The following is a 21,310-nucleotide window of genomic DNA, read 5'->3' as shown; positions in this document are numbered from 1 at the left end:
TTTTATATTAATTATTCCGTGCTTGAAAAGAGGTGTTTTGCATGCAGGAGAAAATAGTTAGTTATGCTGTTCTTGGATTATTTGTTATTAGTGTTGTTGCGTTGCTTCGGACTACTGATTTTGGTCATAGTATTATAGGTATTACTGGTAATAGTGTTGATACGGGAAGTCAATCAGGGAGTGGTTCTGATTCAACTAATGAAATAAAAGTAATCGAAGAAAAATACAAATCTTTAATAGCACAAGCAAAAGAACTTAAGCAAAAAGTTCTTGATGCTCAACAGGGAAAAAATAGAAAAGCCTATGTAAACGCAAAAAAACAATTAGATATCATAGAAAAAGAACTTCTTGCTACTAAAAAAGCCTATGAAAAAGCAAAGCAAAAACAGACTGTTAATACAACAGTTGTTCCAAGTGATCAATTTACTAATCAATGCACTGAAGGCGGAGACCATGGATGCGTCTTTGTTTTTAACAAAGATGGTAACGCAGAAACATGGCAAATACCTTTTTTACATAATGGTGTGTTTTATTTAGCAAATGGCTATTTGAAAGTATTAGTTCTTAAACCAGCACCAAACTCCTGTGAGGTTGCTATTTGCCAAAAAGAAGATTGTTCAGATGCTTATACGGGCGGGCAGCCGGGAGTTGGTGAATTAAAAAAGCAGAAACTTAATCTTGGGAGTTCATTAGCTATTGCTGACGGAAGCTTATCATTAAAAAATATTAAACAATGTATTTATGGAAGCCATACTTGCACTGATGGCACTGTTTTTAAATGGGGAGATCAAGGTTATAGCAATCACGTATGCCCTTCTTTTAATCCAGTCGTTGCTTGTCTTCAGAAGAAAAGTTGTTCTGATCCAAGTGAGGATATTTTAAAATTAGGCACTGATGTTGTTTCTCAACTTATCACTCAGGACCATCTTTGTTATGCTTCCTGTGGTGTTGAACTTAATTGCCACGTTAAAATAATGGATGCTTGTTTTAAGGAATATCAGCAACATGCTCAAAAAATCACTGAACAAGAATACAAAGCTTGTACTAAAAAAGCAGCAGCTCAGTGTCCTGTATCTACTGATTTAGTCAATGATCCAACGGTCTTTAAAGGCAGTAAAGGTTATTGTAAAGATGCCGATGGCCCAATTGATGAAAGTAAATATCCCACACCAACAGTCATGGGTGATTATAATAATTATAAACAGTGGTATGGATATTTTAATCCTTATGTTAACAATCCTGTTTATGAATTTGATTTTAAAACTGGATTATGGGTTCAAAATATTGAAAAATGTGTTGATGAAGATACTGTTAGTGAACGATGGTGTGTAAAATCAAGTGGAATGTCAACATATGATGCAATTAATTGTCCTGAAGGAATGATGTGCAATAATGGAGCATGCATCTTCAAACAGCAATTACCTGTTCCTGCTCCCACGAAAGAAGACTCCTGCACTACCACTTATGAATGTAAGTTGGTCAATCCAGAAGGTTATTCTTTTATAAAACTAAGTGCTTCAAACCCAAAAGGTGAAATGACCTGGATGGGTGGTTATAACAGCATGGACTTTGAATTTGTTAGCGCAACTCAAAAATCTTGTGTTATTAGATATAAATATTGTAAAAATCCTTTAAATCAACCATCAACATGTGATGCATGGGCGCAAGCAACAGTAAAACCAGGGGCATCTTTACCAAAGTCTGTAAAACTAACTTTCATTACAGAAAGCGGTAAAGTGTGTGAACAGCCAAAAACAGACAAAGGAACTACAAGTCAAGGTGAACAACTTGTCGATGATTATAAATTTAGCGACCTGAAGGAACCTGTTAATGGCTTTTGTCCAAGCTTTACTGTACCAGCATGTATGTTTAAATCAGATGCTTATGGCTTATTTTTCGTAGAAGAAGGTGAACTTTACAAACGAGTAGATCCTGAAGGCGATGTCAACTATGAATTTAAAGTAGTTGTGGATGATATCAAGAATCTTGGTCAGGTTAACAAAGAAGTTTGTCAAGTAAAACTCTCCTTGCTTACAGAATACAATAAAGAAAAAGTCTATGAAGATGTCATCAGTGAAGATATGATGCAATCAGGGCCAACATTCTTGAAGCATTTAGTGTACTTGACTCCTTCACAATACAAAAAAGAACCTCATGTTGTCAAGAAAGCAGATGTTGAATTGGAAGGTATAACATGCAAACCAGCTAAGCCAAATGTTTGCAAAGCTGTATTATACGGCTGCAGTGATGATCAAGTCTCTGTCAAACTTGAACAAGATATTGTTAATGGAGAATGCAAAACAGTAAATACCAAGCAGGTTAAAAAGTGCACTAATGGCTGCAATGCAGATGGAACTTGCTTGTAAACGGCTCTGGTGAAAATCTTTCAGGTTTTAGCGCCGGTTCAGCTTAAACGTATTACTTCGATTGGATTTTTCTCTCTGGCACTCCGAAAAATCCCCAAAGTGAACTTAAGAAGAGCTTCACAATATAGGCGCTAAAACTACATTTTCACCAGATCCCTTGTAAAAGTAAACCATATAAACTCTTCTTTTTTCTTTATTTATTATGATTGAAAAAATACCAGGAACAGATGCTATTGTTTTCAAAGATGGTTTTATCAAACGTTATCAGCAGTTAACAGACTTTACTACCTTTAAAAAATATTCACTTTCGTTTTTACGCCGCTCTATTCGTGTTAATACTCTTAAAATTTCTGTCAATGACTTGAAGAAAAGATTACAGAATACGTGGGAACTTGAACCAATACCGTGGTGTAAGGAAGGTTTCTGGATAGATCATAAAGGAGAAGATGAAGCGTATAGGCGTGATGTTGGAAATCTTCTCGAACATCAATTTGGCATGGTTTATATTCAAGAAGCAGCTTCAATGATACCGCCTCTTGTTCTTGATCCACAGCCAGGTGAATTGGTCTTAGATATGTGCGCAGCTCCTGGAAGCAAAGCAACGCAAATTGCGCAATATATGCGCAATCAAGGTGTTCTTATTGCCAATGATTTTAAAGGTGATCGCCTTAGGCCGTTAGGACTGAATATGCAGCGATGCGGAATAAGCAATGCTGTTGTCACTATGATGCGCGGGCATTTTTTTAAAGATTTTCAATTTGATAAAATTCTTGTTGATGCTCCTTGCTCAGGCACTGGCACTATACGGAAGTCATTGAAAACATTATTGATGTGGAATCCTCATATGGTTAAACGGTTAGCAAGCCAGCAAAAGCAATTACTTGAAACTGCTTTCCAAAATTTAAAAGTTGGTGGAACTCTTGTTTATAGCACCTGCACTCTTGAACCTGAAGAAGATGAAGGTGTTGTTTCCTATCTTCTTGAAAAGTATCCTTCTGCTCATCTTGAAGAAATAAAACTTCCTTTACAAAGAAGCAAACCAATTATCGAATTTGAAGGAAAGAAATTTCATCCCCCTGTTGAACATTGTTTGCGTCTTTGGCCACAAGATAATGATACTGAAGGTTTTTTTGTGGCGCCAGTTCGCATTGAGATCTTTGTTAAACAAAGCAATTTTCTCTCTATAAATATAATCTCGACTAAAGATCGGGATTATAAGACTTGCCTGTCGGCAAGGAACCTCGAAAATTGCCCGATAAATATTTCGAAAATGCTCACCTAGTAGGCAGTAACCATAATTTTGCAAAGTTCTCTAAAGAAAGAGGCAGTTGTAATAAATTAATAACTAATGATAAAATGTTAAATCTGAATTATAATCATCATCGATCCTGTCCATTAAATCGCGCATTATAATGTCCTCTTTTATCAAATAATCTATCTCTTGGAATTGGAGTCTTCTCTGGTAAACATAAATACTCGCCTGCTTTTATTCTATTCTCATCTGGAATATGTGGATTTAATGCTATAATGTTTTTACGTGGAATTCCATATTGTTTCATAATACGCCATAATGTATCCCTGGGTTGAATCTCATACTTAACTCCATCGCAAGCTTGAGTGTATATTATCCTTTCAGTAGCTCTTGTTTCAGTATAATGCCGATGTGCTAGCCACACTCCTCCAGCTAAAATTACACCGCTAACCATTAGTTCAATAGGTCTTACCATATTTTTCACCGTTACTTCATTTATATAATCACTATTTCATGTACCTTCTTTTCAGTATATGGATCATCATGGCTACTATCACTGACTGTTACTTTGTATTCATCGCATTCTTTGTTGGGGTCATATTCATCCCATGTTAATTTATTTGGCTTAAAATCTTTGTCTTCACATTGAATATCAACTTTATTACAGCCATCTTCATCGCAGGTTTCTGTTACTTTTTTACAACGTAAATATCCTACTTCTTTGCAGTATGATTCTATTCTAAATTGTTCCTCATATTGATTTCCTTCTTCTCTTCTTAGGTTTTCCTTATCCCACACTTTACTCAGTGTTTTATACTTATCTTCTTCTTCCTGATTCTTCTTTTTCTGCTGTGCTATTTTGTATTGATCAGGAATATTATTTTTAATCACTACTTGCTCCATTGCATAACCTTGATTGTTATGTTGAATCGTAACCGTTTGCATTTCAGCTCCTTGGTACATTTGATATTGAATATTGTTTTCATCTTCCTCATTATTATTATTATTAAGATTACAGCTAACTAACAATAACATTCCAACGGTCATTATTAATGCTAAAAATAGTTTTGATTGTTTCATTTTACTTGTCCTCTTGTTTCGTACTCCCTTTGTGCATCATTAATCTTATTATTAACATTTGCACGACAAGTCTCTTCTGATAGTGCGCTACCTAAATCTACTCTATCAAAGTAAAACTGCCAGCTAGCCTTTGGAACTTGCATTTTTCCACTGGTATATTTGTGTCCTGTAATAACTCTTCTATATTTTCCATCCTCACCTTTTACTCTTTCTGTTTCAGATGCTTTTGTAAATTTAACACGGCTAAACTTCCCATTAAAATTGAATTCATAACTATCTGGCTCATCTCTTTGACCTTTTTCAACGAGATAGAGTCGTGTGTTACTATAACATAATTCATCTTCTGCATCAGCAAGTCGTTGTCCTGCATAATGATTGTGGGCAATAATTCCAGCTATCAGAGCGGCGACTGCACCAGCTCCTAGATAAAGCGCAATTCTTGTTTCTTTTTTTGGTTTTTTTGCAACGGTAGAATGTTCTTTAGTGTCTTGCTCTCGTGAAACTTGGCCTACAATTCCAAGCACAGGGTTTACAAATGGCATTCTTCCATGTATTTCAAGCTCTGATTCTTTTGCAGCAGTACTTGCTTCTCTACAAATTTCATCAAGAATTTCTGGAGTATCTGTTACATCTCCTAATACTTCGATTCTATAATTCTGAGGACCATATCTTATGGTAACTGTTTTTTTCTTTTCAGTATTATCACATATGCCTGCTGTTAGTTGACCAGACCCATAGATGAAATCTAATTCTTTATCACTAAACATTTGACAGTCATTTCCATCTTTTCTTTTTAGATTGTTTAAATGATTTATAAGCGTGCTTCCATATCTTTTCTGTTCTTCTCGGTAACTGTCAAATCCTGCTAAAATCATATTGCTAACAAGTGCATCTAATTGAGTTTTTACAGCTGCTTTTTCTTTTTTATATTTAACATCTAATCTCTCTTGAATTGCATCTATTCTTTGTTGTAAATTATTGTTTACTGAATATCCTCGTTCGACTAATACATTTTTCATAGCTCTTAATCGATCAGCAGCAATACTGACATCAGTTACTCTTGCAGCAATACTGACATCAGTTACTCTTTTGGTTGCATTGTAGTCAATCGTTGCTCCAGTTTCGTCTCTTTGTATACAATTTCCACTGTATTCTTGTGCTTGAACAAAGCCAAGCACTTTTTCTAAGCTTCTTTCTATTACTGGATCATGAGCGTTATGAAATTCAAATACTAATTCTCCGCCTAATAATAATGATGCAGTTATTAAACCGGTTCTAATTTGTTGTAAGCTCATATCTTCAGTAACTACGTTAAGAAGATATTGTCTTGTAGCTTCTGCACAGGCCTCTTTGATATTATCAAAAGAAACAAGTTGAAGTTTTTGTTCATCTTTATTTGCCTCTGTGTTTGCAGCTCTCGTAGCTGTATTAAATTGATGTGCTAAGTGCAAATATGTTGGATCAGAACGTCTTATATCTACAAGAAAGCTTCTTAAATGAGCAGTTATATCTAAATCATCAGTGCGGTTTATAATCCTAGTTCTAAATTCTGCATTGTGCTTACCCCTAATATCATTAATGTATGCAGTTGCAATAGAGTCAGTAATATCTTTACTTGCAGTAGCTAAACCTTCTTCATTAACAGTATGGTGTTCAGGATCGTATTTGCTCGCAAAATCAGCATAAAATGCTATTTTTTCCCTAATATCAGAAGAATTTCTGGCGCGCATTAATAATCCTATTAAATCACCTAATTCTATATGACTATCATCACTCATTATGATATAACCCCCAACATAGAACTATGATAAATACCTTATATATAAACTTTTCTTTATTTAATCACTTGTTAGTGGTTAAATATATTATTTTCTATAACGAAAATATATTGGGTGATAGAAACATTTTTATATAACAATACACATACATGCATGCATGAGCACGAAAACTATTACATTATCGCAAGATGCCTATGATTTACTGGCACGGAGAAAAGAAGGAAAAGAAAGTTTTAGTGATGTGGTGAGAAAGCTTGCTAAACCGAAATCGTTGCTCGAATTTGCTGGGATTCTTAATCATCAAGAAGCAGAAAAAATGCGAAGTATTATTAATGAAGGTAGAAAACAATCCCAAGAACGCGCTGAACGTTTACAAGAGAGATTTCAACAATGATTTTAGATACTGATTTTGTGATTGATCTGCTTGAAAATAAAGTAGAAGCAGAGAAAAAAATGAGTGAATTAGAACAGAGATCAATACCTATTTCAATCACTTCTATAGCAGTCTTTGAACTTGTGCGTGGTCTTAGTTCTTTTAATGCTGAAATAATGCAAAAGGGATATTTATTTATTGATGCTGTTAATGTTTATATTCTTGATTCAACAGCTGCAAAAATAGCAGGAAAAATTGCACAGCAACTTGACCAAAAAGGTGTGCCTATTAATCCACAAGATTCTATGATTGCAGGTATTGCTCTTAAATATAATGAAGCTGTTTTAACAGGAAACATAAAACACTTTTCAAGAATAGAAAATCTTGTTGTTGAGACTTATTAATTATATCAACATATCTTCTACACGGCCCTGCTTCTTTGGGTATTATATAATTGTTCCACTAAACTTAAAGAACTTGCATTCTTTTCATTTCTATCTTCTCTTAATCTTACAAACCTTGGAAAACGTAACGCATAACCACTGGCATAATTGGTTGATTTTTGAATTTCTTCAAAACTGACTTCCATGATGATTCTTGGTTTTAAGATAACTTCTTTTCCCTGTTCTTCTTTGATTAAAGGCTTTAATAATTCAGTCATATAATTATATGATGTTCCTTCTTCATCCAATTCTTTTAATCCAGTGCTTATTTTTCCTATTTCGAACAAATCACCATTGTCATCCCTGCATGCCAAGGTAAATGATGTCAGCCATCCTGCGCGTTTTCCTTCACCATATTCAGCTTTAACAATAACAAGGTCAAGACTTTCCATTACTGGCTTTACTTTAACTCCAAAGCCAACTCGCGAGCCAGGCTTGTAATGCGCAACAAGGTTTTTTGCCATCACTCCTTCATTGCCTGCTTCAAGCGCTTCTTTGTAAAAGTCTGTTGCTTTCTGCAAGTTATCAGTGACCATAGCTTCGGAAAGCTTAATTTTTCCTTTTTTTGGTGTTATTATTTTTTCCAATGCTTTTCTTCGCTCCTCAAATGGTTTTTCGATCATTGAATTTCCATTGAGATATATTATATCAAATATGTTTACTTCGACGGGAAATTTTTTTGCAATTTCTTCAATATCATATTTTCTTTTTATTCTTTGAGAAACATTTTGAAACGGCAAATATCGTTTGGTTTTTGCATCAAAACCAACACATTCAGCTTCTAAAATTGCTGTTTTTACGCTGATATGTTGCTTAACTGCCCCAATAACATCAGGAAACTGTGCTGTAACATCTTCAAAATTCCGCGTGTAAAGAATAATGTTGTTTTTTTCAAGGATTTCTATCTGGAGTCTAAAACCATCATATTTGTATTCTAAAATTGCAGGCTTGCCGACCATCTCGAACGCTTCTTCTAGGTCTTTAGCTTTTTGGTATAGCATTACTTTTATTGGCTTGCCCAATTCAATGTCAGTTTCCTCCAATCCCTTTAATCCTTTTTTTCGGATAATAATTATCGTTTTTGCCCAATCGTTGTTGACGTTATAAGCTTCTTCAACCGTTTTAACAAAGTAATTATAGATTTCTCGTGCTAATTCTTTGGTTTGTGCTTCTATTGCTTTTACGTTATGAATGTTTAATGTTTGCACATCTTCGAGGGCTGTTATTATTTTTTCTGCTTTCAAAGTTTTATTAAAATAATACTTGTTTCCTTCACCGGTTAATTCTAAATTATTAATCTGCGGCATTTCACTCCACACAATTGCATCCCTGATACTGCCTGCGCCAACGCCAACTCTCAAATCTTCGAGTATTGTTCTTACAATGTATTTAGCTTCTAAAGGAGCAGCGCTCGTCAATAATTCTGCAATCATCTGCACTTTTTTTTCAACCGTCTCTGGTCCTTCAAGTTCTGCTAATTTTTGCAGGTTAGCAAATACTTTTTCAACACTTAAATGATGGGAAACTAATGTAGCTTGTTTTTTCTTTGTGGTGAAATTCTCTGCAACTTTGCCTAAATCTCCTGTTTTTTTCCATTCCTGCTCTATGTTATGAGCTTCAATTCCTGTTGCAACATTAATTGCCTTGATAACCAATCGTCCAGCAACGCCAATCTTTTTTTCAGCTTCGTATTTGGGATATAATCTGCCTTCCAATAATAGCATAATCATCGGAAGATCTTCGTTGGCTGTTTTTTCAATTAATTCGGCAACATAGCTTGTTTTTTCCAGACGTTTTGAGGTTGCTTCGAGTTTATTGTAGATTTCACCGAGTTGTTTGTACTGCATACTAGTTGCACAAGTTTTATCAAATATAAATATTGTTATGAAAAGTATGTGGAAAGCTTAGAGGAACACTCTAAGCTTTCCACATACTTTGCATCGTAAAGTATATAAGGTAGTTTCTTCAGGATTGTAATCATGGAAACTACTGACTGTATTTATACACGGCGTTCTATTCGAAAATATTTAGATGTTCCTGTTGAATGGGAGTTAGTCGGAAGAGTGGTTGAAGCAGGGACTAAAGCGCCGACTTCGGGGAATATTCAAGAATTTCGATTTATTGTAATGACTGACCCGACCAAGCGCAAACAGTTGGCACAAGCATGTTTACAACAGTATTGGATGGAAAAAGCGCCAGTGCATATTATTGCCTGCGCTGAACTCAAACGTCCAAAGCAGTTTTATGGCATCAGGGGAGAACGATTGTATACTATTCAAAATGTTGCAGCAGCCTGCCAAAATATGCTTTTAGCTAGTCATCATTATGGTTTAGGAGCTTGCTGGGTTGGAGCTTTCGATGAAGCTGCAGTGAAGCGTATAGCTAATATTCCTGACTATGCAAGGCCGCATGCTATTCTTACGTTAGGATATCCTGATGAAGTTGTTCCTGAACCGCAAAAGTATAAATTAGAACATATGCTTTATCTTCAACGATATGGTAATAGAATTAAGAATATTAATGTTGTATTATTACAGTTTTCACCGGTTCTAGCATCTGGAGTTAAAGGAGTAAAGGATTATATTGATAAATCTGCAACTTCTGTATTTGATAAGATCAAACACCATGCTGAGAAATTACATAAGAAACTGAAAGGAGAGAAATAAATATTTCTATTTAAATAGATACTTTTCCTCTTTTTGTTAATTTACTACAAAGGTATACAAATATGTATACTGTAATATATATATCCAATTTTAGAATTATTTATAAATAAGTTTAAACATGAAGAAGAACATAAAAATTGAGTTTTCTTTGGCGAGAAACTCAAACACGATTAAAACGAAAATGTTTAATGATATGTTTTTGGCGAAACAAATCATTTATCGTATTTTGGCAATAACGATTTCTGAATGAGATTACTGTATGAACTACTATATAAAGTTTTTGGTAGTGTAAACTATACTTAGGAGTTCTGCAAAATGCTCATAATAAACATACATAAAAAACTAAAAAGACTAAAGGGGTGTGCAGTATGGATTTTTTTGTAAAAAACGCATTGGACAACGGTAGTAAACTTACCAACAGTGCAGGATTTGAAGTTGGGCAAGCAAATATTAAAGTTATTGGCTGCGGTGGAGCGGGTAATAACATGGTTAACTGGCTTTATCAAAAAGGCATTAAGGGCGCGGAAATTTTTGCTTGCAATACTGATAAACAACATTTGGATATTACTAATGCTGATAAAAAATTCTTAATTGGAAAAGATGTAACGCGAGGCTTAGGCTGTGGAGGATATCCACAAAAAGGTGCTGAAGCTGCGCAGGAATCTATTCAGGATATTAAAGAAGCTGTTAAAGGAGCAGACATGGTATTTGTTTGCGCAGGTATGGGTGGAGGAACAGGAACAGGTTCAGCTCCTATTGTTGCGCAAGCAGCTCGTGATGTAGGCTCCATTGTCATCGGAACAGTAACTATGCCTTTTAAAATTGAAAGAGCTCGTGTTGATAAAGCAGAATTTGGTTTACAGCAATTACGGCAAGTAGCTGATACTGTTATTGTCATTGACAACAACAGGCTGGTTCAAATTGCAGGTAATTTACCTATTCAACAAGCATTTGCTGTTGCTAATGAATTAATCTCAACGATGATTAAAGGCATTGTAGAAACTATTGCAATTCCTTCATTAGTTAACTTAGACTATGCAGACGTTAAAACTATTATGACTAATGGCGGTGTAGCAGCAATTGGCGTAGGCGCATCAGATACTAATAACCGTGTGGAAGAAGCTGTTAAAGGAGCTTTGAGCAACCCGTTATTAGATATTAGTTATGAAGGAGCAACAGGAGCTTTAATCCACGTTCATGGCGGACCTGACTTAACCTTAGAAGAGATCAATCGCGTAGGTGAGTTAGTTACTGAGAGTATGGATGACGATGCAAACTGTATATGGGGAGCACGTGTCAGCGACGACATGAAAGGCAAGCTAACTGTTATGACCATTATTACTGGTGTTCAAAGCCCATGGATCCTAGGCAAAGTGGATTCCAAACGCAAAGAACATAGCAGGGAAATGAAGGAATTAAATGATGAATTAGGCATTGAAATTATTAGATAATTTCAATTTTTTTATTTTTTATGCTCATACCCTATTTAGTCTTTGTGTGGTAGAGAAAGGTTCTTGCCTTCATCTTTTCACCCCCAACGCAATCGATGAAGGCATTTTTTCTTTTTATTTTATTCTATATGTTTTACTTATTTCATTGAGTATGTTATCATGGCATACGTTGTTCGAAGCAATAATTCCTCTGAATAATGGTGTTTCATTGTTGAAAATTAATGGCTTTCCTTCTATATCTGTTACTAAACCCCCTGCTTCCTGAACAATAATGGTGCCAGCACAGACATCCCATTCATTAATTTGCAAATGGTCGCGGATATATGCATCATATTCACCTTTTGCAACAAGACACATCTTATAACACGTGCTTCCTCGAAATTCAAATGTTCTAAAGGGAGAATGTTTCACTACCTCCTTAATAAATTGCTGAGCTGTTGCTTTTGAAGCAGTTACCCGTAAATTTTTAATCTCTGTTTCTTTTGTCACTGATAATTTTCTTGTTTTACCATTCTCTTCAAGATATGCTCCTTGTTTTTTTTCAGCAAAATATAATTCATCACCTATGGGTTTATAGATTACTCCGAGTACAGGAAAGACATTTTCTACTAAACCAATACTAATACTGAATTCTGTTCTATTTTTAAGAAAATGATGGGTACCGTCTAATGGGTCAATAATCCAGACACGGCTTTTTTGAAGCCGTTTTTTATTATCAATTGTTTCTTCAGTAAGAATCCCATCTTCTGGAAAATGTTTTTTTATTTGTTCGGTAATATAATTATTTGCTTCGATGTCTGCTTGTGTTAAAAAGGTATTATTTTCTTTTACTTGTGTATTCATTTCTTTACTGCTTTTGCCATAATACTTCATAACTATGTTGCCAGCATCTTTAGCGAGCTTTTTTGCGAATTCAAGTTCGTTCATTTGATCAATGTTTCTTGTGTTTATTATAAATATAGCCTCGGTTTTGGCATCAGTTCGGCTTTTGATGTATTTATTTTATTGGATTTTTCTCTCTGGCACTCCGAAAAATCCTCACTTATGAAATTAAAGAGCCTCACAAAAAGATGCCAAAAACTACATTTTCACCAGAGCCGCAATTAGTCTTAATGTTTATAAACAGTAGTTTCTTAACTATGTCCATGGAACGCGGAATTTCAGATACTAATATTCTTAAATGTTTTTGAAGATTTAATCTATTAAAGAGCCAAGCTTTATAAAAAGACAGCTGTTCTTTCACTACTATGGCATTACATCTTATTGGCATTGGTTTAGGAACTGAGAAAGATATCACGGTAAAAGGTCTTGAGCTTGTTAAAAAAGCAGATATAGTTTACTTAGAGTGTTATACTTCTCTTTTGCCGTGCAGTGTTGATGATTTAGAAGCCTTTTATGGTAAACAGATTATACTTGTAACCAGAGATGATGTTGAAGCTGATCAGAATAAGATTATTGAACAAGCAAAAACTAAGAATGTTGCCCTGCTTGTTATTGGTGATGCATTAAGCGCAACAACTCATATAGATCTTTTGCTTCGCATTCAAGAACAGCAGATTCCTTTTTCTGTTGTTCATAATGTTTCTATAATGACTGCTGTCGGTGTTGTTGGATTGCAATTGTATAAATATGGCAAAACTACTTCCATTACTTTTCCTGAGAAAAATTTTATGCCTGAAACTTGTTATGATGTGGTGAAGATGAACAAGAATATTGGATTGCATACCTTATTATTGCTTGATCTGCATCCTTCAGAAAACAAGTTTATGACTGTTAACCAAGGATTGCAGTATTTGTTGGCTATTGAACAAAAACGAAAAGAAGATGTTATTTCTGAAGAGAGTTTAGTTATTGGCTGTGCAAGAATTGGCAGTGATAATTTAATTAAAGTTGGTACAATAAAAGAATTGTTAGTGTTTGATTTTGACAAAGCACCGCATTGTATTATTATTCCTAGTAATTTGCATTTTATGGAAGAGGAAGCATTGAAGAAATTATGGAGATGGAAGGGATGATCAATGGGTTTGGATGATATTCTTGTTCCACAAGTTACTGATATTTCTGCAGAACAAGGCAGCCCTGATTATATCACTGGTCTAGATCAACAGTTAGTGCGATTGTTTGAATTAAAAAGAGCGATTGGTTTTAAAATTGAACATGTTTTTCAAGATGGGTTTCAAGCTGCATTGGCGTTAATACGTGATTCACCAGGCATTACTTGTGTTGGAACTGTTAGTGGGCATATTGTTGATTCAGTTACTGGAGCAACTTATCAAGTATCTCAATATCCTGTTGTTCACGTTGATTCGAGTTCTGCAAAAAGAAGATTGCAAGTTCAACTTGGTTGGATAACTGCACCTCGTCGTGTTGAAGCGCAGCGTTTACAAGAAAAAATCAATGAAATAGATCGTTCAGGAGAATTCCATGTTCAAACACTTCAAAGTTATACAACTATTGAGCGTGTACATGGAACACCTCGTCATAGGCATTGTTTTATTTATTATGTTGGTGGTGATGGTGAAATCTATCTTGGATCTTTGGATTTATTATGTGGTTTAACAAGAACTCCTGCTAAAACAGATTTCACCCTAGAAACTTTAGAATTAAAACTTAAAGAACCAGCTCCGAAAAATATTTCAGTTATCGTTGTAAAAAATCCTTCTAAATTTTTATTGCCTGAATTATATCTTGCTTATGAGCATTTACGAGCTTTTGAAGAAGCGTATTTTGGGAAGAATTTATTTAAGAGAGTTCTTAGTGGAGTTCTTAAGGGTGTCAAATATGATCCAGATGTTAGAACCTTGAGGACTTTAAACTATGGTTTTGTTCATGGTCTTATATCAGGTTTCGATTTACCTGGGACAGTTATTGGAAATGATTTATACAGACGTGGAAAACCAAGCCTTTATTTTGGTTCACTTGCAGATCGAAGAGTACTGCCAGGTTTAACTCCTGATGAATATGCTTCTGTACGTTACTTACTAGCAAAATCTGCGGGAGATGCTCTAGGTCTTGTTTTTTATGTCGGTTCTATGGTAGGTATTAGTCCACTGATCCCTTTAATACCATTAAGTTTAGGATATTTAAATACGAGGCGTTTGCAGAGAAAATTAACTGAAGATGAAGGAATCAAGGGTGAAAGTTAATATTCACTATTCTTTGTTCCGAGATCATTATCCCCCTTATGGCAGCTTGAATGCATTAAATTTAAAAATAGGTAGTTTCGACTAGTTTATGGCCAGCGGATTCGATACATAGCCCCATAGAGAAATTAGCTTGAGAAAGCGTTTCATGGAGTGTAGTGGCCAATCATTCTACCCTTTGGAGGTGGAGACCGCGGTTCGAATCCGCGTGGGGCTATAAGCATTTTTGTGTAAATCAAGGGACTTTCTCTTGGTTTACGCAATTTTTTTATATAAAAAAGTAGACTTAATGAATGAAATTCTAAGTAGTTATAGTTCAATAAAATCATACCAAAAAATAACACATTTATTATGCAGTAGAACAACTTACTTCAGAATTCTTAATTGTTGAGTCTGTAGCTTCCCTAATAAAATCTTGACCTTGTATAACTGTTTTTTTGTTTCTTAAAATATATTGAAACCGTAATTGAAAATTAATGATATTATTCTCAACCTCTGTATGAAACTCGAATGATTTTATACAATTCAGAGCCTGTTTTGATAACTTAAATACTTTAGAAGCATCAAATATTCTTAGTCCTGTAATAAAACCTTCTGTATCAATATCCATTACTAAGTTATTAAATTCTTCTGAAAGAGAGTAATTTCTATCTTTAATCTTAAATGTTAAAATATCATTCTCAAAATCATATGAGTGTTCTCCCATACCTAATGCATCAAGGTGTTTCTTTATCATTTTTGATTCTCCCAATATAAGGTATTTTTCTGGAATTTATAAACGTGATTATATGCAATTCATTATTTCTAATCTTAAATACTATTCTTAAATAATAATCTTTTCTCTTGAAAAAAACTGCATAATTTTCATTTTCTTGATAACCAATAAAATATGGTTTCTCACTAACTAATATCTTCTTTAGTTCTTCTTGATTATAAATATTTCGGTCGTAATTACTTATGTGGCTTGCAGCATGTGGACATATAGACACCTTTGAGTTGTATTTCTCTTTCAAGAGGTTATATTCTGAGAAGCTAATCTCTTTTGTGATTCTTGTGGTGTGCATTTTGAATGAACCTCTTTTGTAAAAATAATAATAATAAAATTAAAATTCTAATTATATAAATTTTTCCTCTTAATAATTTTATTTGAGAAATATCTCCTGCAAATCTCCGCGTGGGGCTATTTATATTTTTGTAACCCAAATGGGAACACATAAAAACTTCTTATGATTTTATCTGCAATACAAAAAGCTAATGAGATAAATCAAGACAAAGCAGGCTGTCGATTTATCACGTTAGATGCTAAAAGGAATGAAAACAGAGATTTAGATTCAATTCATTTTTATAAAAAACTTGGTTTCAAAATGTTAAAAGAAAGAATTAAGGGAACAACGCCAATGTATTTAGATCTAAAATTACCTACTGATAATTAAATTTAGTTTTTGATGCTTCTTTTATCAGATTAACTCTTGCTTTATTTGGTCTTTGTTCTTCTGCAAGGACATCTTTAATAAAATTGATTGCTTCAATACCTTTTAAGGTAGGTGTTGCTCTGATTGGTTTTGCCATTTTTTCGCTCCGAAAACTTCTTTATTCTTAATGTATTTAAGTTTATTGGTTTAAATGTTTTTCTATTTTTAAGTTAAACATTTAAACCAATAAACTTTTATATTGCTTATGAAGAAATTTTATCAAGGCATAAATATGATGAAAATTACTTTGACCAGTATTATGATAATGGTGTTTACAAGCTTATTTTTATTGGGATGCAGCCAGCAGGAACAAGTTTTTAAAATGGGTTTTATTCCTGCTGAAAATGCAGCAGAATTAACCCCAAAAGCAGAAGTATTGGGGAAATTTCTTGAGCAGGAAATGGGAATGAAGGTGGAAATTCTTGTTCCTACTGCGTATGAACCATTAATGGAAGGACTGCGTTTTGGTCATTTGGATGCGGCTTACATGGATGGAGGGCCAGCATGGTTGGCGTATAAAACAAGCGGCGCAGAAGTTGTTTTAACAGAAATTAAGGACGGTTCTCCTTTTTATTATGCTGAAGTTTTTGCACAAGCTGATAGTGATATTGCTTCTTTAAATGATGCAATTGGCAAAAAAATTGCATTTACCAGCTGGACAGGTTCCAGTGGTTTTGTTATGCCTATCGGCACGTTAATTGAACGAGGCTTGATCACTGTTGAAGGAAATGATTTTCCAGCTTTAGAGAGAGCATTGCAGCAATCATTTACCAGCACTGTTGTTTCAGGTGGCTATAAGCAATCAATGCAGCTTCTCCTTGATGGAACCGTTGATGTTGTTGGCGGCAGTCATGATGCTTTAGAAAAATATGTTGATGAAGGGGATCGTAAAAAATTGAAATCTGTTGAAAGATTGGGCAAAGTTCCTTCTCATCCTGTTGTCGTACGAAAAGATCTTTCACCTGAAATAAGAGCGAAATTTGTCGCTGCAATGCTGAAATTGAATCAACCAGAACATCTTCAGGTTTTAAAAGATCTTTATGGTGTAGATGGTTTGGTTACTGCAACTACTCAAGAACATCTTGGTGATTTCGGGCCAAAATTAGATGCTTTAGTAGGATTGCATGATAAAGTATTGAAGAAATAAATTTTTTTTCATCTTTTTTCATCCGTAACCTTTATTAAGTAATTTAGTTTAAATTAATCATGCATAAAGAACGACAGGTACTTATTTTTAGTATTCTTATGTTATTACTCTTTTTAGGGTTAGGATATGGTTATTACTACCAATACCAGCAGAATCTTCGTTTAGATACAGCGTTAGGGAACTTACAAGATCAACTTGTTACTACAAAATCTGATCTTGAAAATCAAGTGCAAGGGGTTAATCAACAGCTGCAAGCAGCTTTAGATGAAAAAACTGCTGCGTTGTATACAGCATTAGAGAAATCTGAATCTCTGCAATCTAAAAAAATCAGTGGTTTAACAACCAATTTAGTGCAATTAGAAGAAGAAAGCAAATCAAAATTAGGAGAACTAGAGTCAAAAATACTTGATATTAATATTAAAAGTGAAAGTTTTACTGCCATTATTGAAACGGTTATTAAAGGCGTTGTTGGTGTCAGAACTAATAAGGGAGTAGGCAGCGGTGTCATTGTTACTGAAGATGGCTATGTTGTAACTAATTATCATGTTATTGAAGGTATAAGTAAATTAAGTGTTGTTACTTCTTCAGGCAAACACTATGCTGCAAAAATTATGTCATACAGCGATACTGCTGACATTGCTGTGCTTAAAATAGTAAGTAATGACACTTTTTTTGACCTTAAATTTGATGATTTAGAAGATCTTAAAGTCGGGCAAAAAGTAATTGCTTTAGGGAGTCCTTTTGGGCTCGACTTTACCGTCACTGAAGGTATTGTTAGTTCGCTTAAGCGGAAAAATGCTTATGGTTATTCTGTTGTTCAAACTGACGTTCCTATTAATCCTGGGAATTCAGGAGGGCCATTAATCAGCGCAAATGGAAGAATAGTGGGTATTAACTCGTTTAAAACACAAGAATCAGAAGGCATTGGATTTGCCATGAATCCAGACACTGTTGAAAAATTAGTTGAAGAAACAATTGCTCATTATGCTGAAAGTAAAGATACGTAATAAGTCTTCTTTAGGTTTTAGCACCAGTTCAGCTTTGAGATGTGATTAAACATTGGATTTTTCTCTCTGGAACTCCGAAAAATCCTCACAGCAAATATAAGAACAGCTTCACAAAAGTAGGTGCTAAAACCCCAACTTATTACGTACAACTAAAGAATAACTTTATAAATACTTCTCGGTTTTTTATTCATGATGGGTGGATCGGCACATGCTTGTCTACACCGGAGATAAGATTAAATAAATACTTATTCTCCACATCTTTATGCGATTTGAGGTAAGACTATGGCAAGAATGTACTCAAGAAAAAGGGGTAAATCAGGGTCAACAAAACCTGTAATCAAGAAAGTTCCTGGCTGGATGCGCTATAAAGCTCCAGAAGTTGAATTATTAGTGGCAAAATTAGCTAAAGATAAACATCCTGTTTCAGAAATCGGCATGATTTTACGCGATGTTTATGGAGTGCCAAGTGTTAAGGTTGTTACAGGAAAATCTGTTACCGATATATTACATGACAAAAAATTGTCTCCTGAAATTCCCGAAGAATTAATGAGTTTATTGAAGAAAAATGTTGCTTTGTTAAAGCATATGGGCGCTCATAAACAGGATATGACTGCTAAACGCGGATTGCAATTAACTATTTCTAAAATCAACCGGGTTGTTAAGTATTATAAATCTTCAGGAGCATTGCCAGCTGATTGGAAATATGATCTTGATAAAGTTAAATTGTTAGCAGAATAAAAAAATAATTTTTTTAATTATTTATAATATATTTCTTACTTTATCAATATGCTCAACAATTTCATTGCCTTTTTTTGTTAAGGTTAAAAGTTTTAATCTTCCTTGTTTATTGAATACAATTAAACCAGCCTTTTCCATCTGCTGCAGAATTTTAACGACATGGGAATACGTGCAATCAATATTTTTTGCTAACGATGAAGCATAAACTGCATTCTTTGTGTTGTATAGACCAAGCAACATCATTGTTGGTTTTTCTCTAAAAACAACATTAAATATTTCCTTATTCTTAAGACCTGTTTGCACCCAACTCACCCTTTATCTTGTAGATACTGCTATTATATAAATGTTTCCTATATATTAAGATATATATGTTACAAAGATTTTTGTAACATATATATCTTAACAATTACAAAACTTTATAAAAATTACTCTTAAGGTTCAAGTATGGAGCAGATTTACTTTCCTTTCGATGTTGTTCGTGACGAACAAAAGCGTCTTATGCAGGATATTTCTGCTTCTTTGCAGCAGCAAAAGAATATCATTGCTCATGCTCCTACTGGTTTGGGAAAAACAGCTGCAGCTTTAGCGCCAGCTTTAACGTATGCTCTTCAACAAGATAAAACAGTATTCTTCTTAACTTCTCGGCATACGCAGCATTTGATTGCGTTAAAGACTTTGCAAGAAATACAGGAAAAATATCACCTTGATTTTTCAGTAGGAGATATTATTGGCAAAAAATGGATGTGCGCATTGCCTGAAGTCACTACCTTATACAGCAATGAATTTGCTGAATTTTGCAAAAAACTGCGCGAAGACACTAAATGCGGGTTTTATGCAAAAACCCGCAAGCAAACTATGGGATTAACCGTAGAAGCAAAAGATACTTTGCATCAAATAAAAACGAGCATACATGACACTGAGAAAATTATTACTCTTTCGAAAGCAGCTAATCTTTGTCCTTATGAAATTGCTCTTGAGGTGTGCAAAACAGCCAAAGTAATTATTTGTGATTATTATTATCTTTTTAATCCCTCAATTAGCGAAAATTTTCTTAAGAAGATAGATAAAGAATTAGAACAATGTATTGTTATTGTTGATGAAGCTCATAATCTTCCAGGACGTTTGCGGGAGTTTGCTTCTGAAAAATTATCTGGGATTGTTATGAAGAATGCCATTAAAGAGGCAAAAAAATTTAATTATACTGAAACTATGGGATATCTTGCAGGTATTAATGAAGTTATTGTTTCTTTAATGCAGAAATTAGGCGAGAGAAAAGAGATGCTTTTGCCAAAGCAAACTTTTGTTGATGAAATTAATAAAGTCCGGGACTATTTGCTTCTTATCAATGATCTTGAGTTTGTTGGCGATGCAATAAAAGAAACGCAAAAAAGAAGCTTTATTGCAAGCATTGCTCGATTTCTTAAATCGTGGTTAGGCACTGATGATGGCTTTACTCGCATATTATCTTCAGAATATGGACGAGAAGGAAATTATTACTTATTATCTTATCGGTGCTTAGATCCAGCAGTTGTTTCTTCTGTTGTTGTTAATAACGCCTACAGCACTATTTTGATGTCAGGAACCTTAACCCCAACAGAAATGTATCGTGATTTGTTAGGTGTTGAGAGATGTCTTGAAAAAGAGTACAAAAGTGGTTTTTCTTTATTGAACAGGCTAGACATGGTTGTGCCATTGACTACAACGAAGTTTACTGAACGAAGCGAGCAGCAATTTATGGAAATAGCACAACATTGCGCAAGATTAAGCAATGTTATCAAAGGAAATGTCTTGATTTTTTTCCCGAGCTATGCGATTATGGGAAATGTTAAACGTTATTTTTCTTCAAAAGTCACTAAAACAATATTTGAAGAAAGTCCTCGTCTCACTAAAGATGATAAAACTAAGCTATTGGATAAATTTAAGTCTTATAAAAATACTGGTGCTGTATTGTTATGCGCTGCTTCAGGAAGTTTTGGTGAAGGGATTGATCTTCCTGGTGATCTTTTGCAAGGTGTTATTGTTGTTGGTTTGCCCTTACAACAACCAGATCTTGAAACGCAGGAGCTTATCAAATATTTCGATTTGAAATATGCGCAAGGATGGAATTATGGCTATGTCTATCCCGCATTTCAAAAATGTTTACAAAATGCTGGAAGATGCATACGCACAGAAACAGATAAAGGTGTTATTGTTTTTCTTGATAAACGGTATATATTGCCTATGTATTATCGTTGTTTTCCTGAATATTTGGAGATGGAAGTAACTCGTGATTATGAACCATTGATCGATGAATTTTTCAGGAGAACATAGCTGGAAGAAATGTACGTAATAAGTCTTCTTAGGTTTTAGCGCCGGTTCAGCTTTTCATGTGATTATTAATTGGATTTTTCTCTC

At 34.4% G+C, this 21,310-nt stretch carries 22 protein-coding genes and 1 tRNA gene; 14 read left to right on the top strand and 9 right to left on the bottom strand.

What is annotated here, in order from left to right; translation table 11 throughout:
* The first annotated feature begins 41 nt into the window (after positions 1-41).
* Positions 42-2,366: a hypothetical protein gene (locus tag HYY69_02080; GenBank protein ID MBI3032237.1), complete on the top strand. Its 2,325-nt coding sequence runs from the start codon at positions 42-44 to the stop codon at positions 2,364-2,366.
* A 202-nt stretch (positions 2,367-2,568) separates the two neighbouring features.
* Complete coding sequence (locus HYY69_02075; protein MBI3032236.1) at positions 2,569-3,648, top strand: RsmB/NOP family class I SAM-dependent RNA methyltransferase; 1,080 nt, start codon at positions 2,569-2,571, stop codon at positions 3,646-3,648.
* Positions 3,649-3,745: 97 nt separating this feature from the next.
* Here the strand turns inward: HYY69_02075 and HYY69_02070 are convergent, their stop codons facing one another.
* Genes HYY69_02070 through HYY69_02060 form a run of 3 tightly spaced genes read right to left on the bottom strand, consistent with a single transcriptional unit; the run spans position 3,746 to position 6,476 of the window.
* Entirely contained in the window at positions 3,746-4,093 is a 348-nt protein-coding gene (locus tag HYY69_02070; GenBank protein ID MBI3032235.1) for a LysM peptidoglycan-binding domain-containing protein, read from the bottom strand.
* 20 nt (positions 4,094-4,113) lie between these two features.
* The gene (locus tag HYY69_02065) at positions 4,114-4,698 is read right to left on the bottom strand and encodes a hypothetical protein (protein ID MBI3032234.1); all 585 of its coding nucleotides are present in this window, start codon (positions 4,696-4,698) and stop codon (positions 4,114-4,116) included.
* Positions 4,695-6,476 (bottom strand): hypothetical protein, encoded by a 1,782-nt coding sequence (locus HYY69_02060; protein MBI3032233.1) that lies wholly within the window; start codon positions 6,474-6,476, stop codon positions 4,695-4,697. The genes HYY69_02065 and HYY69_02060 overlap by 4 nt, the downstream gene beginning before the upstream one ends.
* A gap of 157 nt (positions 6,477-6,633) precedes the next feature.
* On the opposite strand from HYY69_02060, the gene HYY69_02055 reads away from it, so the two are divergent.
* Together HYY69_02055 and HYY69_02050 are read left to right on the top strand one after the other, a co-directional pair.
* A complete protein-coding gene (locus HYY69_02055) occupies positions 6,634-6,870 on the top strand; it encodes an antitoxin VapB family protein (protein MBI3032232.1) in 237 nt (78 codons plus the stop codon).
* Positions 6,867-7,253: a PIN domain-containing protein gene (locus tag HYY69_02050; protein ID MBI3032231.1), complete on the top strand. Its 387-nt coding sequence runs from the start codon at positions 6,867-6,869 to the stop codon at positions 7,251-7,253. Before HYY69_02055 ends, HYY69_02050 begins: the two co-directional genes overlap by 4 nt.
* A gap of 17 nt (positions 7,254-7,270) precedes the next feature.
* On the opposite strand, the gene HYY69_02045 is transcribed toward HYY69_02050, so the two are convergent.
* A complete protein-coding gene (locus HYY69_02045) occupies positions 7,271-9,139 on the bottom strand; it encodes an ATP-dependent DNA ligase (protein MBI3032230.1) in 1,869 nt (622 codons plus the stop codon).
* A gap of 132 nt (positions 9,140-9,271) precedes the next feature.
* Here HYY69_02045 and HYY69_02040 point away from each other — a divergent pair, with 132 nt between their 5' ends.
* Both HYY69_02040 and ftsZ read left to right on the top strand, forming a co-directional pair.
* On the top strand, positions 9,272-9,958 hold the full coding sequence (locus HYY69_02040; GenBank protein ID MBI3032229.1) for a nitroreductase family protein: 687 nt from the start codon (positions 9,272-9,274) through the stop codon (positions 9,956-9,958).
* A 368-nt stretch (positions 9,959-10,326) separates the two neighbouring features.
* A complete protein-coding gene (ftsZ, locus tag HYY69_02035) occupies positions 10,327-11,409 on the top strand; it encodes a cell division protein FtsZ (GenBank protein MBI3032228.1) in 1,083 nt (360 codons plus the stop codon).
* Between the two features lie 114 nt (positions 11,410-11,523).
* Here ftsZ and HYY69_02030 read toward each other — a convergent pair whose 3' ends face one another.
* Complete coding sequence (locus HYY69_02030; GenBank protein MBI3032227.1) at positions 11,524-12,336, bottom strand: 3'(2'),5'-bisphosphate nucleotidase CysQ; 813 nt, start codon at positions 12,334-12,336, stop codon at positions 11,524-11,526.
* A 320-nt stretch (positions 12,337-12,656) separates the two neighbouring features.
* Here HYY69_02030 and dph5 point away from each other — a divergent pair, with 320 nt between their 5' ends.
* The 3 genes from dph5 (at position 12,657) to HYY69_02015 (ending at position 14,769) form a co-directional block, all read left to right on the top strand.
* Complete coding sequence (gene dph5 / locus HYY69_02025; GenBank protein MBI3032226.1) at positions 12,657-13,424, top strand: diphthine synthase; 768 nt, start codon at positions 12,657-12,659, stop codon at positions 13,422-13,424.
* Between the two features lie 3 nt (positions 13,425-13,427).
* Positions 13,428-14,555, top strand: coding sequence for a hypothetical protein (locus tag HYY69_02020; protein ID MBI3032225.1), 1,128 nt, complete (start codon positions 13,428-13,430; stop codon positions 14,553-14,555).
* Between the two features lie 137 nt (positions 14,556-14,692).
* A tRNA-Gln gene (locus tag HYY69_02015) sits at positions 14,693-14,769 on the top strand.
* Between the two features lie 132 nt (positions 14,770-14,901).
* Here HYY69_02015 and HYY69_02010 read toward each other — a convergent pair.
* Positions 14,902-15,258, bottom strand: coding sequence for a DUF2283 domain-containing protein (locus HYY69_02010; protein MBI3032224.1), 357 nt, complete (start codon positions 15,256-15,258; stop codon positions 14,902-14,904).
* Positions 15,259-15,268: 10 nt separating this feature from the next.
* On the bottom strand, positions 15,269-15,616 hold the full coding sequence (locus HYY69_02005; GenBank protein MBI3032223.1) for a hypothetical protein: 348 nt from the start codon (positions 15,614-15,616) through the stop codon (positions 15,269-15,271).
* A 162-nt stretch (positions 15,617-15,778) separates the two neighbouring features.
* Between HYY69_02005 and HYY69_02000 the strand changes: the two genes are divergently transcribed.
* Positions 15,779-15,985: a hypothetical protein gene (locus HYY69_02000; protein ID MBI3032222.1), complete on the top strand. Its 207-nt coding sequence runs from the start codon at positions 15,779-15,781 to the stop codon at positions 15,983-15,985.
* Here HYY69_02000 and HYY69_01995 read toward each other — a convergent pair.
* Positions 15,972-16,121 (bottom strand): hypothetical protein, encoded by a 150-nt coding sequence (locus tag HYY69_01995; GenBank protein ID MBI3032221.1) that lies wholly within the window; start codon positions 16,119-16,121, stop codon positions 15,972-15,974. The two genes, HYY69_02000 and HYY69_01995, sit on opposite strands and share 14 nt — an antisense overlap.
* 108 nt (positions 16,122-16,229) lie before the next feature.
* On the opposite strand from HYY69_01995, the gene HYY69_01990 reads away from it, so the two are divergent.
* The 3 genes from HYY69_01990 to HYY69_01980 all read left to right on the top strand — a co-directional run bounded on the left by HYY69_01990 (position 16,230) and on the right by HYY69_01980 (position 18,916).
* Positions 16,230-17,171, top strand: coding sequence for a phosphate/phosphite/phosphonate ABC transporter substrate-binding protein (locus HYY69_01990; GenBank protein MBI3032220.1), 942 nt, complete (start codon positions 16,230-16,232; stop codon positions 17,169-17,171).
* A 59-nt stretch (positions 17,172-17,230) separates the two neighbouring features.
* Complete coding sequence (locus HYY69_01985) at positions 17,231-18,178, top strand: trypsin-like peptidase domain-containing protein (GenBank protein ID MBI3032219.1); 948 nt, start codon at positions 17,231-17,233, stop codon at positions 18,176-18,178.
* A 282-nt stretch (positions 18,179-18,460) separates the two neighbouring features.
* Positions 18,461-18,916 carry a 30S ribosomal protein S15 gene (locus tag HYY69_01980; GenBank protein ID MBI3032218.1) on the top strand — a complete coding sequence of 152 codons (456 nt, stop codon included), beginning with the start codon at positions 18,461-18,463 and terminating at the stop codon, positions 18,914-18,916.
* Positions 18,917-18,937: 21 nt separating this feature from the next.
* Here HYY69_01980 and HYY69_01975 read toward each other — a convergent pair whose 3' ends face one another.
* A complete protein-coding gene (locus HYY69_01975) occupies positions 18,938-19,228 on the bottom strand; it encodes a winged helix DNA-binding protein (GenBank protein ID MBI3032217.1) in 291 nt (96 codons plus the stop codon).
* Positions 19,229-19,360: 132 nt separating this feature from the next.
* Here HYY69_01975 and HYY69_01970 point away from each other — a divergent pair, with 132 nt between their 5' ends.
* Complete coding sequence (locus HYY69_01970; GenBank protein ID MBI3032216.1) at positions 19,361-21,226, top strand: ATP-dependent DNA helicase; 1,866 nt, start codon at positions 19,361-19,363, stop codon at positions 21,224-21,226.
* The last annotated feature ends 84 nt before the right edge of the window (positions 21,227-21,310 follow it).

Source organism: Candidatus Woesearchaeota archaeon (assembly GCA_016192995.1).
Classification (GTDB): domain Archaea; phylum Nanobdellota; class Nanobdellia; order Woesearchaeales; family DSVV01; genus JACPTB01.
This window is presented reverse-complemented; position numbering and strand designations above follow the sequence as displayed.